The organism is Vreelandella sp. 2A-K22 (assembly GCF_054065485.1).
In genome coordinates this window covers 70,033-83,545 of record NZ_JBSUGC010000008.1, presented here as the reverse complement: position 1 = coordinate 83,545, position 13,513 = coordinate 70,033, and the positions used below count along the sequence as shown (strand labels likewise).

Annotated in this window: 11 protein-coding genes; all 11 read left to right on the top strand. The window is 52.1% G+C overall.

Features of this window, described 5'->3' with window-relative positions:
- The first annotated feature begins 1,015 nt into the window (after window positions 1-1,015).
- The 11 genes from ACW17M_RS12460 to garD all read left to right on the top strand — a co-directional run bounded on the left by ACW17M_RS12460 (window position 1,016) and on the right by garD (window position 13,479).
- Complete coding sequence (locus ACW17M_RS12460) at window positions 1,016-1,777, top strand: metallophosphoesterase (protein WP_422156339.1); 762 nt, start codon at window positions 1,016-1,018, stop codon at window positions 1,775-1,777.
- A 323-nt stretch (window positions 1,778-2,100) separates the two neighbouring features.
- The gene (locus ACW17M_RS12455; protein WP_457547537.1) at window positions 2,101-3,441 is read left to right on the top strand and encodes an enolase C-terminal domain-like protein; all 1,341 of its coding nucleotides are present in this window, start codon (window positions 2,101-2,103) and stop codon (window positions 3,439-3,441) included.
- Window positions 3,442-3,477: 36 nt separating this feature from the next.
- A complete protein-coding gene (locus ACW17M_RS12450; RefSeq protein WP_457547536.1) occupies window positions 3,478-4,422 on the top strand; it encodes a Bug family tripartite tricarboxylate transporter substrate binding protein in 945 nt (314 codons plus the stop codon).
- 19 nt (window positions 4,423-4,441) lie between these two features.
- Complete coding sequence (locus tag ACW17M_RS12445) at window positions 4,442-4,957, top strand: tripartite tricarboxylate transporter TctB family protein (protein WP_053856858.1); 516 nt, start codon at window positions 4,442-4,444, stop codon at window positions 4,955-4,957.
- A gap of 15 nt (window positions 4,958-4,972) precedes the next feature.
- Window positions 4,973-6,481 carry a tripartite tricarboxylate transporter permease gene (locus tag ACW17M_RS12440; RefSeq protein ID WP_009287141.1) on the top strand — a complete coding sequence of 503 codons (1,509 nt, stop codon included), beginning with the start codon at window positions 4,973-4,975 and terminating at the stop codon, window positions 6,479-6,481.
- 77 nt (window positions 6,482-6,558) lie between these two features.
- A complete protein-coding gene (yiaK, locus tag ACW17M_RS12435) occupies window positions 6,559-7,569 on the top strand; it encodes a 3-dehydro-L-gulonate 2-dehydrogenase (RefSeq protein ID WP_457547535.1) in 1,011 nt (336 codons plus the stop codon).
- 191 nt (window positions 7,570-7,760) lie between these two features.
- Complete coding sequence (gene kdgD, locus ACW17M_RS12430) at window positions 7,761-8,672, top strand: 5-dehydro-4-deoxyglucarate dehydratase (RefSeq protein ID WP_342583920.1); 912 nt, start codon at window positions 7,761-7,763, stop codon at window positions 8,670-8,672.
- A 76-nt stretch (window positions 8,673-8,748) separates the two neighbouring features.
- Window positions 8,749-9,804, top strand: a complete 1,056-nt coding sequence (locus ACW17M_RS12425; RefSeq protein WP_457547534.1) for an ABC transporter substrate-binding protein — start codon at window positions 8,749-8,751, stop codon at window positions 9,802-9,804.
- A gap of 102 nt (window positions 9,805-9,906) precedes the next feature.
- The gene (locus tag ACW17M_RS12420) at window positions 9,907-10,350 is read left to right on the top strand and encodes a hypothetical protein (protein ID WP_022521782.1); all 444 of its coding nucleotides are present in this window, start codon (window positions 9,907-9,909) and stop codon (window positions 10,348-10,350) included.
- Window positions 10,351-10,367: 17 nt separating this feature from the next.
- Entirely contained in the window at window positions 10,368-11,930 is a 1,563-nt protein-coding gene (locus ACW17M_RS12415) for a tripartite tricarboxylate transporter permease (protein ID WP_051051997.1), read from the top strand.
- Window positions 11,911-13,479, top strand: coding sequence for a galactarate dehydratase (gene garD / locus ACW17M_RS12410; protein WP_457547533.1), 1,569 nt, complete (start codon window positions 11,911-11,913; stop codon window positions 13,477-13,479). Before ACW17M_RS12415 ends, garD begins: the two co-directional genes overlap by 20 nt.
- The last annotated feature ends 34 nt before the right edge of the window (window positions 13,480-13,513 follow it).

The window sequence follows — 13,513 nt, the reverse complement described above, 5'->3', positions numbered from 1 at the left end:
ATTGCAATACTATTTGTTTTTTTAAAGAGGTGACAAATATAATTAAGCCTAATGGTAGCGAGCATTAAAGCGGTTCATCTGGTAAGGAGTGCGGGTAAGCAGAAGAGCGTTATCTTATACAGGCGTCTTGTGTCAAGAGACTATGTTGCAGGGTAATGCATGGCTGCGTAAAGCATAGTTATAGCCTGGAGGTCGTATATTTAGACCTGATAGTGATGCTTGTCCATTTAACTAGGTAAAAAAACGCCTCGCTGAAACGAGGCGTTGAGCGGCGTTGAACCAATATGACGTTTGGGGACTTAGCGCAGGTAAGCTTTAATAGCGTCAAGTGCCGCACGTTGTTGGCGGGCACGCTGTGCCCATACTTCCATAACATCTACTTCCAACGCTTGTGTTGGGGTGACTAAGTGTTGCATGGCGTTCACTCCTCTTTCAGGGGACAGGGAATGCGATGAGACCTTGTTGTAAAACTTATGTTGTAAAGCCTTCAAGTTGTAGAAAGCTTATGTTGTACACAGCCTGTGTTGTGCATAGCAGCAATTTAGCTGTGGTCGGATATTAAGAGCTTTTTTTACTCAGGGCTAGTCCTAACGATGTAGGTGATTTGCCATTTTTCGTAAGCCGTGGCTTACAAATATCTGTGTTTGGATATTAGGTCTTTGAATGGAAAAGGTTTTCATAGTCATAAAAAAGCCGGAAAATATTCCGGCTTCGGTGATTAGCTTTTGGTCTAAAGGGCGCAAAAGCACCTGAATTAGCCTAAATAGGCTTTCAGCGCTTCAACTGCGGCACGATGCCATTGAGCATTCAAGCTCCAGAACTCTAGAACTTCATTATCGCGTGCAGGGGGGGTTATTAAAAAAGTCATTGTGCGGTCCTCCTATTGGGACTACATCGTTATTATAGCCTATTTTTGCTGCAATGCAGCATGCCTTGACGTGACACCGATGCCCTGCGACAACGTGTCCTAGGCCGGGTAAGATCGTTTAAATAGGTATTTGTTACGAGGAGCCCTATGCGTCTGCGTATTTTGTCTGACCTGCACCTGGAGTTTTTTGACGGGAACCGCGAGCTGCCTGAGGTGGAGGCAGATGTAGTGGTTCTGGCGGGGGATATTCACCGTAAGTGCGAAGGCCTTGCCTGGGCGCGCCACCAGTTTCCAGACACGCCGATTATCTATGTACCAGGCAACCATGAGTTCTACGGTACCTGCATGCCGCTGCTGCGTGATGAGCTGGCGCTCGAAGCCGAGCGGCTCGACATTGAGCTTCTGGATAATCGTGCTGTCACCTTCAATGGCGTACGCTTTTACGGTACAACGCTATGGACTGACTTTGCGTTGTACGCCGGTGACCCAACGCAAAACCCCGCCGATACTGAGTCTAAGGCGTTGCGCTACATGCCCGACTTTAAAATCGTTCAAACCTCGCCAGGGGAGACATTCACACCTCAGGCAAGCCAGCAGGTGCATGCTGAAGCGCTTGCTTGGCTCGAAAAAGAGCTGTCCCAGCCGTTTGATGGCCCTAAGGTGGTGGTTAGCCATCATGCCCCGCTACACGACTGTATCCCAGGCCAATATCTGGGCGACGCGTTATCCCCCGCGTTTGCCTCCAATTTGCCTCATTTAATGGGCAATATGGATGTATGGGTGCACGGACATGTTCACGAACCCGTGGATATTCTGCGTAACGGCACGCGTATCATTGCCAACCCTGGTGGATACCCTGATGAGTTTACTCCAGCGATATTTAAGCCAGGCTGGGTGGTTGAAGTATAAAAATAAATAAAATCAGTTATTTAATGTCTTTTTTAGGTTGTTAATCACTTGCTGGCAGTCATGTCAGCCAGTGCTACTTTGGTTTAATTTTCACTACTGCTGCTTGCGTCTGAAAGTCATGCTACTTATCTTCTTATTTGTATGATGTATGACATATTGATCCGGATAATTAGATCGCCTATGCCAAGCAGCGAAGAGTGGGTTTGAGTTTAAAAGTCTTTGATTGACCAACAAGGGCTGCGTTTGTCCGCCTTCGTTATTTTAATGCGGCAATGAGCGGGATGCTGATCTGCGCGCTAACACCGCCTAATGGAGAATTGTTTATGTCGAGTCACGACACTCCCACGATAACCGATATGCAGGTCATTCCCGTGGCAGGGCGCGATAGCATGTTACTCAATATCGGTGGAGCGCACTCGCCGTATTTTACCCGCAACCTGGTTATTCTCAAAGATAGCCACGGTAATGTAGGGGTAGGGGAAGCCCCCGGTGGCGAGACGATTCAAACGTCTCTTGAGCAGTCACGAGAGATGGTGGTCGGTCAGTCGATCGGGAAAATGCGCTCCATGATTGCGTCGTTACACAATATCGGACGGAGTGCCGATTTTGAAGATTTCGGCAAAGGCTCCTGGACATTCGAACTGCGCATCAATGCAGTTGCCGCGCTTGAAGCGGCGTTACTTGATTTGATGGGGAAATTTCTGGGAGTGCCGGTGGCAGAGCTCCTAGGCAACGGCAAGCAGCGTGACAGCGTTGACGTGCTGGGGTACTTATTCTTTATCGGTGATGGGCACGCTACGCCGTTGGATTTTCGACGTGGCACCGGGGGCTTGGATCACGACTGGTACCGTTTGCGCGACGAGGCGGCCATGACCCCTCAGCACATTGTTGAGCTAGCTCAGGCGGCGCATGATCGATACGGCTTTAAAGACTTTAAGTTAAAGGGCGGGGCTCTGGCTGGCGAGCAAGAAATAGCGGCCGTCACGGCGCTGCACAATGCGTTTCCGGATGCGCGCACGACCATTGACCCTAACGGTGCTTGGTCGCTAGAAGAGGCGATCCGGCTGTGCAAGGATCTCCACGGTGTGATTGCCTACGCAGAGGATCCTTGCGGGGCAGAGCAGGGCTTTTCCGGTCGCGAGATTTTAGCTGAGTTTCGCCATGCCACCGGGTTGCCTGTCGCCACCAACATGGTAGCCACCAACTGGCGGGAAATGGCCCACGCGCTGATGCTGTGCTCAGTCGATATTCCATTAGCCGACCCGCACTTCTGGACACTTTCCGGTGCTGTACGTGTCTCCCAGCTCTGCCAGGATCATGGTATGACCTGGGGCTCGCACTCCAACAATCATTTCGATATTTCGCTTGCCATGTTCGCCCAGGTGGGGGCCGCCGCCGTGGGGCGCACAACCGCGCTTGATACCCACTGGATATGGCAGGAGGGCGACGCTCGCCTGACTCGCAATCCGCCGGAGATTGTGGGTGGCAAAGTGGCCGTAAACGATGCGCCGGGGCTTGGGGTCGACATCGATATGAAGGCCATAGAGGAGGCTAATAAGCTCTATCTTTCACTGCCTGCTGGCGCTCGGGATGATGCGATGGCAATGCAGTATTTGATAGATGATTGGAAGTTTGATCCGAAAAAGCCAGCGTTAGTGCGCTGAGTGAATACCCTAAACATAACAAAGAAGGACATTACAATGAAAAAGTTAGCGCTAAGCTTATCTGTGGCAACAGCAATGCTGGCCAGTGCTGGTGCATTTGCTGAATATCCTGAGCAAAACATCGATATGATCGTGCCCTTCTCAGCCGGTGGCGGCAACGACACCTTCGTCCGCGCACTACAGCCGCTTCTGGAAGAAAAACTCGATACCAACTTGGTCATTCGCAATATCTCGGGCGGCGGCGGAGCCGTGGGGCTGACACGTGCTCAGGCATCAGATTCAGATGGCTATACCTTAGCTGCCGCCAGTAATGCACTGCTGACCTTGGAGGCGTTGGGTAATGTTGACTTTACCTACGAAGATTTTGATTTTGTCGCCAAGATCCTTGAAGAGCCCTACGTCATCGCTGTTGGTGAAGACAGTGAATACGCCGACTTGGACGCTATGGTCGAGGCTGCGAAGGAAGGCACCTCGGTGCAAGTGGGGGTTTCGGGGGTAGGGTCATCAGCTCACATCGCGGCGGTGGCCTTTGCTGATACCGCTGAAGTCGATTTTAACTTCATTCCCTATCCCGGCGGTTCTGAGACTATCTCCGCTGCTATGGGCGGGCACGTAGATGCCGTGGTGCTAGGTGGAGCGGAACTTCGCTCGGCGCTAGAGTCAGGTCGTCTGAAAGCCTTGGGTATGTCCTACGCAGAGCGTAGCGAGTCGCTGCCCGATGTGCCTACTTTCCAAGAGGAGGGCTACAACCTGTCTCTGACAGTATGGCGCGGCATCGCGGGCCCTGATGGCCTACCGGAAGAGGCTAAGGAAGCGTGGGTCAGCACCATTAAAGAAATTGTAGAAGAAGGATCCTTCGAAGAGACTGCCTCGAATCTGGGCTTGGATATTGTACCGCTGTATGGAGATGAGTTAGAGGCGTTTATCGCCGAATCTGCTGAAGTGATGAAAGACAGTGCTGGCGACTTAGCTGCTAAATAAAATAAGGAGTTAGCGACTGATGGCAAAGGATATAGGTAAACCGATCTTTGATCTGTTTCTTGTGGTGGCATCGGCAATTGGGTTTTATATGGCCACTACGCTGCCAGCCGTCAGCATGGCGGGGGGGCTTTCCCCCGCTTCTTTTCCAAAGTTGATTTCTGGCTTGATTTTTGTGTGTGCTGTGCCCTGCTTAATACGTGATTCTTACGAATGGCTTGCTGCAAGGCGAGTGCGGGAAGACGCAACAGCCCTTAATGCCACTGCTCCGAAGAAAGGCATTTTGCAATGGCTGACCATCGTGGCTTTGATTATTGTTTATATCAATTCTTTCGAGCGGCTGGGGTATATCGCAAGCACAGCGATATTTTGCTTTTTAAATGTCGTTTGCCTTGTCATAACTAGCGGTGAATTTCAAAAATTAAGCAATAGTCGAAAACTTCGAAACCTAGCAGCGTATACAGTTTTTGCGTTCGCTTTATCATTGGTTATCTATTATGTATTTACCGAACTGTTCAATATCCCACTGCCGGATTGAAGAAGGAGAAGTGAGATGCTAACGGGTTATATTGATGGTTTGGGGCTGGTCTTCCAGTTGGGTACATTATTGGCGATTGCCGGTGGGACTTTCCTAGGCATTATCATGGGGGTATTGCCAGGCTTAACATCGGCCATGGCGATAGCCCTATTATTGCCGGTAACCTTTGGAATGCCGCCTGTGATGGGTATTGGTATGCTGCTGGGTACCCTGTGTGGTGCTGGTGCCAGTGGCTCGATACCCGCCATATTGTTGAATATTCCAGGAACGCCATCCTCGGTCGCGACTACGTTCGATGGCTTCCCAATGGCTCAAAAGGGGGAAGCGGGGAGAGCCCTGGGGCTGGCAATTGTTGCCTCTTTCTTTGGCGGTGTAGCAAGTATGGTGGTGTTAAGTCTTCTCGCACCACCCATCGCTGAGTTTGCATTGCGATTTGGTGCTGCGGAGTATTTTTCGCTGAGCATTTTCGGGCTAGTCATTATTGCTTCTGTTGCGGGCAAGTCCCTCCTTAAAGGTTTGATTGCAGGCCTAATAGGTTTCTTTTGCTCTACCATCGGTACAGATCCTATTGCGGGGGTCGACCGTTTTACGTTTGGACAGCTGTCTTTATTGACCGGGATTAACCTTTTACCGGCGCTGATTGGATTATTCGCTGTATCACAAGTGCTGAAAGATGCCTTCGAATATGACCCCTCCAATAAACTTCAGAATAGCCCCCATAAGGTCGATATTGCACGCCCGCGGTTTATTGAAACGCTGCGCAATTGGCGCGCCCTTCTTGTCGGGATTGTGTCTGGTTCTGTCGTGGGCCCAGTGCCTGGCGCTGGGGGCAGTATCGCCTCACTGGTAGCCTATGACCAAGCACGTCGTTTTTCTAAAACACCTGAAAAGTTTGGTAAGGGGCATGGTGCAGGCATTGTCTCCGTTGAGAGCGCGAACAATGCTTTATTAGGTGGGGCGTTAATTCCTACGCTTGCGCTGGGCATCCCCGGCGAGGCCGCGACGGCTGTTCTATTGGGTGGTTTAATGATTCAAGGCGTTACGCCGGGGCCGATGCTATTTGAAAGCCAGAGCGGCATCATTTACGGGATATTTTTAGCGTACTTAGTCGCTAACTTCTTCATGCTTATCATCATGTGTTTAGGTATCAAGCTGTTTGTTCGTGTACTGCTAGTGCCAAGAAAGCAGTTGATATCGGCTATCATTGTTTTCTGTTTCATCGGTGTTTATGGCGTTGATGGGGATGTGTTTAACCTCTACATAATGCTGGCTTTTGGATTGCTCGGCTATTTTCTCAACCGATATGGCTTTGGAACCGCTCCGGTAATACTGGGTTTAATTCTGGGGCCTATAGCGGAATCTAACCTGAGGCGGGGGCTGCAGACCTTCGGTGGTGATTGGACACCGTTTTTCACCCGGCCCATCAGCGTTACCTTTTTAGTCATCGCCTGTGGGTTGCTGGCGCTGACACTGTGGCAGAACTACCGTACTCGTCAACAAGACGCGGCGCCTGACGCTGCTTGAAGTCCATGGCCGCCATTCGAGGCGGCTGGGGTGTTGAAGCCCACTCGCGGAGTGGGCTTTTTTAATGGTGGGAAGTGATGGCTAATATCGATTTTGAGACGTTGCGCAGTACGATTGAGAAATCACTATTGAAGGCGGGGCTAAAGCCCGCTGATGCTGAGACCTGCGCGCAAATCCATGCTGAAAGTACCCGCGACGGCGTACATTCGCATGGTATCGGGCGGGTTCCACGCTTCATTGAGTACGTCGGGAAAGGCTGGGTCGATATCGACGCTAAGCCAAGCCTTGTCCAGCGATTGGGCGCGATTGAGGTGCTTGATGGAGGTTTTGGAATAGGTGTGGTCAATGCACTTCATGCCACAGAGCGTGCCATGGCGTTGGCGCGTGAACATGGTATGGGGCTGGTGGCGTTACGCGATACAACCCACTGGATGCGGGGCGGAAGCTATGGCTGGCATGCGGTTGAACAGGGGTTCGCTACGATTATGTGGACCAATACCGAGTCGTGCATGCCTGCCTGGGGTGGTGCTTCCCAATCGATTGGCAATAACCCGTTGGTGATGGCCGTACCGCATAACACCGGGCCTCTGGTGCTCGATATGGCGATGTCTCAGTTCTCCTATGGGAAGCTGCAGACGACTCAGCTGAAGGCCGAGCATTTGCCCGTTGATGGCGGTTTTGATGAGCGTGGAGAGTTGAGTCGTGATCCTGCGGCGATCGCTGCGACGCGTCGCTTGCTGCCGGCCGGGTACTGGAAAGGCTCTGGGTTGTCGATTCTACTGGATGCGTTAGCAGCACTGCTCGCTCAAGGGCGTCCTAGCCATGCTATTGATAAGGTTCAGCGTGGCAGTGGCGGCGGTTGCAGCCAGGTGTTTATGGTCTTTGACCCTGAACAGCTTGGTGGTCGCGAAGCTTGCGATAGCATTGTTGAAGGCATTCAGTCTCATCTGGCCGCAACCACTCCTGCCGAGCCGGGGCGCACAGTGCGCTGGCCGGGCGAGTCGACCGCTAATCAGCGATATGGAGAGAGGCCGATTGTTGTCGATGACATGCTATGGCGCTCTGTTTGCGAGCTGGCGGATGATTAGTTAAAGGCGTTTTAATCCTCAACAGGTTTACAGGGTATGGCTGCTACTTTGGTTTAAATTTCAATAGTTCTGCTTGCACCCTGCTAGCAGGATACTTATCTTCTAGGTTGTATGATGTATGACATAAGGTTGTTGGCTAGCAAATGATGTCTGCTCATTCAGTGGTCAACACATTTTAAAGAGGGCGCAAAGTGACGTTTTCAAGACAAGAAGTAACAAAAGCCATCGGCGATGGTCTGCTATCGTTCCCGATTACCGATTTCGATAGTCAAGGTCGTTTCGATGAAGCGAGCTACCGCAAGCGGCTTGAGTGGTTCATCAGCCACGAGATCTCGGCGGTCTTCGTCGCGGGTGGCACGGGGGAGTTTTTTAACCTGTCACTTGATGAATACCGCGAGATTGTTCGCGTCGCCGTCGAAGTAATCGACGGTCGCTTGCCCGTTATTGCTAGCGCGGGCTTAAGCGTTGAAGCCGGCAAGGCCTTTGCAAAAGCGGCCGAAGAAGCGGGCGCTGACGGCATTCTACTGATGCCGCCATACCTTACCGAGTGCCCGCAGGATGGCTTGGTGGAGTATGCCCGCCAGATTTGTGATGCCACGTCAGTCAACGTGATTTATTACAACCGCGGTAATGGCATCCTGAATGCTCATTCTGTTCAGCAGCTTGCCGACCATTGCCCTAACTTGGTGGGGCTAAAAGATGGCAAAGGCGATATTCAGGCGCTTAACAAAATCGTCAAAACTGTGGGTGACCGTTTGGTGTATATCGGCGGCGTTCCCACGGCTGAAATTTTTGCCGAGGCCTATGTCTCCATTGGCGTAAATACCTACTCATCGGCTGTTTTCAACTTCGTGCCGGAGATGGCAGTGAAGTTCTACAAGGAGTTGCGCAAAGGTAATAAAGACGTTGTGAAACAGATCACTAACGACTTTTTTATTCCTTTCGTAGACCTCCGGGATCGAAAAGCGGGCTATGCCGTTAGCCTGATCAAAGCAGGCGCAGACATTGTTGGCCGTCCCGCCGGCAGTGTTCGCGCGCCGCTGGCAATGCCAACCCAGGCGGAGTGTCAGGAGCTTAAAAAGCTGATCGATCGGGTTAAATAGTAATAAAGCGCCAACTCATTAAGCCATTAAACCACTGAGCTATAACAATTTAACAACGAGCGAAAGAGGTGAAAGTATGATCGTTTCTAATAAATTAATGACAAGTGTCGGTTCCGCAGCGCTGATGGCAGCATTGAGCGTCAGCGCTGGCGTAGCCATGGCCCAAGATGGCCCATTGCGGGGCAATATTCGTGTGGTTATCGGTTCAACGTCCACCGGCGGGGATACGTATCAAAACTCTACTATTGTGGTGGATCAGCTAGCTGAAAGGCTGGATCTCAACATGAAGGTGGATGCCGTTGGTGCAAGCTCTGCTTTTCGCACACTCGATCGGGACTCTCGTGGCAATACGCTGATGATCTTCCACGATCAGTCCTATCTTGGCCATCTGTATGGGGTTGAGGGCTACGACGATATTTTTGAGAAATATACCGTCGGGCCGACGCTTGCAATCAACCCAGGCAATGCCTACCTGGTGCCTAAAGACTCACCTTACCAAACCCTTGACGACATCATTGCTGCAGTAGGCAATGGTGAGACTGTGCGGGTCGCTATCCAGCCGGGTGGCGTATCGGAGATTGGTTTCAGTGCCCTGAAAAATGCCATCGCTATTGAGCATCCTGGTCAGGAAGACAACCTGGTCGCTGTCAATACCGGTTCTCAATCCGACAAAAACCAGCAGCTTTTTGACGGCCAAGCCGATGTAATTAATGGCACTGTGCAGGCTAACGAGCAGTACACGCGGTTACCTGAAGACGACCAGAAAGCGATGCGTTTTGTCTGGTTGACGGCCCGGCAAGATACCATTGAACAGGCCCCGGAAGAGGGGCTTGGCCAAACGTCTCGTGAGCAACTGCTGGAGTATGTAGAGCCAAACGTGCACGTCACAATGGGCGATGACGAGAGTTTTACATTCGATAAGGAGTTCTTCTTCCTCTACAACAAAGACATGGATCCAGCGATTGTTGAGCAAATCGATGAAGCGCTAACGGATATCTATGCGGAAGGTGAAATACAGGAGACTCAGAAGAACGCCTTCTTTATCCCCAACTTCAAGCCTTCTGATGAAGCCTCTGAGTATCTCGCCGATAAAATGGCTCGCTACGAAGAAATCATCAGCAACATCAAGTAAAGGTATGGCGCCCGCTGCGTGAGCGGCGGCTGCCTCTCCTATGCATGAGCCGCTATAGAACAATAGTAAGCAGGGTATCTGCTGCTAATGCCCGGAGCTGTTATGGAATCAGGTCTTTCAAGTCTGCTTAGTGTCTCCATCGATTTCGAGACCTCCCACCTGTTTTTCCCGAGGATTATTCACTGGATCATGGCGGGACTCTTTGTCTTGATTTTAATGACAAAGGTAGCTCCCTTCATGGCATCAGTGAAACGAGGAGAGCGCACACTGCCCATTGTGGGTGAGGCTCGAGATAATTTCCGTTTTATTGGCACTCTCGTCTTGATCGCGGCGTATTTTTACTTCATGGCCGTGGTGGGCGATATGTTCCCCTACACAGGCTATGGCTTCCTGCTGGTATCGATGGTTTTCGTTCTCCTGATGTCACTGCTCTATCTGCATGACTGGACGAAAAAGGCGCTTACCATCGTCGTGGTCAATGCCATCGTCGCCCCTAGTCTGGCCTGGTTCGTTCTCGCCAAGCTGTTCACTATCACCTTACCGTGACCGGAGCGAGTGCCACCATGGAATTCCTCTCACTTCTCGATATAACCTTCTTTTTACTCGCCGGGTTCGGTGCTCTGGTCGGCATCATCTTCGGCGCGATCCCCGGCATGACCGCCACCATGGCAGTCGCTGTTTGCTTACCGCTCACCTATGCCCTTGGGCTACACCACGGTCTGGCGCTGCTACTGGGGCTGTACGTGGGGGGTATCTCGGGCGGTATGGTGCCCGCCGTTCTGCTCAATATTCCCGGCACTCCCTCTTCCATTACCACCACCTTTGATGGCTACCCGATGGCTCAAAAGGGTGAGGGTGAGAAAGCGCTGAAGATCTGTGTCATCGCTTCAGTCGTCGGCGGGCTTATTAGCGCCGCTATACTGTTCTTGTTTGCGCCTCTGCTGGCCGATTTCTCGATCAAGTTCTCTTATGTAGAGAAGTTTTTGATCATTTTATTAGCGCTGAGTGTCATTGCTTCGCTGTCCAGCAGCATGCTGATTGGCATCTTTAGTGGCGTTATCGGCATCTGGTTGAGCCTGATTGGCGACTACAGCATATCTGATGGCGGAAATGGCAAGACCCGGCTGATGTTCGATTTTATGGAACCCTACTTATTTGAAGGGTTTTCCCTGCTGCCGGTGCTGATCGGTGTCTTTGGTATTTCCACGATTCTGCTTGAGGCGGAAAAGGGGGCAAAGAGCGGGCTAGTCAACGAACGCATAAAGATCAGCAAAGGAGGCGGCTTTTCGCTTTCAATCTTTAATGGACGCCTGACCAATCTGGTGCGTTCGTCGTTTATTGGCACCTTCGTTGGCATGTTGCCAGGGGTCGGTGGCAGCGCTGCCTCCGTGCTGGCGTATACCCAAGAGAAAAACTTAACCCGTGATTCATCGCAAATGGGTAAAGGGGCGCCTCAGGGGCTTATTGCCTCGGAGTCCGCTAATAATGCGTTGACCGGTGGGGCTTTGATTCCACTGCTATCGCTAGGTATTCCTGGCGACTCGACGACGGCGGTACTGATTGGTGCGTTCACCCTGCAGGGCATCCAGGTAGGGCCGCTATTTATTCCTGAGAATACCGAGACCTGGTACGTCATGATGACGGCTTTGGTGTTCGCCAATATCGTGATGTTCTTCTTAATGTTCTATGCCATTAAGTACATCGCCAAAGTGGTGATGGTGCCAAAGCATATTCTCTTCCCCATCATTGTGATGATGTGTGTAGTGGGGGCCTATGCCATCAACTACGGCATTATGTTTGACGTCTGGACGCTGCTTATTTTCGGCATTTTAGGCTACCTGGTGCAGAAAATTGGTTTGGAAGTGGCCCCGCTAATTATTGGCTTTATCTTGGGCAGCCAAGCCGAGGTCTACTTCGTCAAGAGCCTGGAGTCGTTCGGCACTTTCTCGATCTTTTTCACCAAGAGTCCCATCGCCATGGTGCTGTGGGGGTTGATTGTCGCCTCGGTAATGTTCGCCATCGTCATGGGCTTCAAATCCCGCGCCAGGCAAAAAATGGAGCTGACCCAGGTAACTGGCAGTACACGCACAGCCTCAGGAAAGGGTCATGAAACAGACAACGACTAATACGCGCGTGATTCGCATACACCCCAACGATAATGTCGCCATCGTGGTTGAACCGGGCGGTCTTGCTGAGGGTGCCGTCATTGAGGGAGGAGTTACCACCACAATGGCTGTCCCGCAGGGGCATAAGGTGGCCCTTGTCGATCTGGCGGAGGGTGAGCGCATCATTCGCTACGGTGAAGTGATCGGTACGGCAGCTACGCCTATTCCCCAAGGCGGCCACGTCAGTGAGACCAACTTGCACATGCCGACACCACCGCCACTGGCGGATCTACCGCTGGCGACCCGGCCAGCACCGAAGACCGAGCCGCTTGAAGGCTATACCTTCGAGGGCTTTCGTAACCCTGATGGCAGCGTGGGCACCAAAAATGTGCTGGGTATCACCACCAGCGTGCAGTGTGTCGCGGGTACCGTCGACTTCGTCGTGCAGCGGATCAAACGCGAGCTGCTGCCGCGATTTCCTAACGTTGATGATGTGGTGGGGCTTAATCACTCTTATGGCTGTGGGGTCGCCATTAATGCGCCTGCGGCTATTGTGCCCATTCGAACGCTTAAAAATATCGCCCTGAATCCCAACTTCGGCAACGAAATAATGATCATCGGTTTGGGGTGCGAGAAGCTGCAACCCTCGACACTGCTTTCCGATCGACCGGTGAAAATTTATGAAAACACCGAGGCGGCCGACCCGGAAGCCAACGTGTTGAGCCTTCAGGATGACTCTTTTCAGGGCTTCGGCGAGATGGTCGAGGGTATTTTGGCCATGGCCGAACGACACCTTGAGCGACTCAATCGACGCCAGCGTGAAACCTGCCCGGCGTCCGAGCTCGTCGTCGGCATGCAGTGTGGCGGCAGCGATGCCTTTTCGGGCGTGACAGCTAACCCCGCAGTGGGCTTTGCGACCGATTTGATCGTGCGAGCGGGTGGCAGTGTGATGTTCTCAGAGGTTACCGAGGTGCGCGATGCCATACATCTGTTAACCCCGCGGGCTATTGACGAAGACGTGGGTAGGGCACTGATTGAGCAGATGGCGTGGTACGACAACTACTTGGCTCAAGGCCAAGCAGACCGTAGCGCCAACACCTCACCGGGCAACAAGAAGGGGGGGCTTTCCAATATCGTTGAGAAGGCGCTGGGCTCGGTGATCAAGTCGGGCAACTCGCCGATTGTCGATGTCATCGGCCCTGGTGAAAGGCTACGCCGTAAGGGGCTGACCTTCGCCGCGACCCCGGCCAGCGATTTCATCTGTGGCACGCTTCAGTTAGCCGCAGGCATGAATCTGCAGGTATTCACCACAGGTCGGGGGACACCATATGGTCTAGCCATGGTGCCGGTGTTGAAAGTTTCCACCAACTCAGCTCTGGGAAAACGGTGGCACGACATTATCGATCTCGATGCGGGGCGCATTGCCACCGGTGATGCCAGTATCGAAGAGGTGGGCTGGGAGCTTTTCCACCTCATCCTGGACGTGGCCAGCGGCCGCCAACAGGCCGCTGCCGACCAGCTGGGAATTCATAATGATTTGGTGTTATTTAATCCTGCGCCAGTGACTTGATTCCCTAAATATTTTTTCAACTTGGGTCAATAAT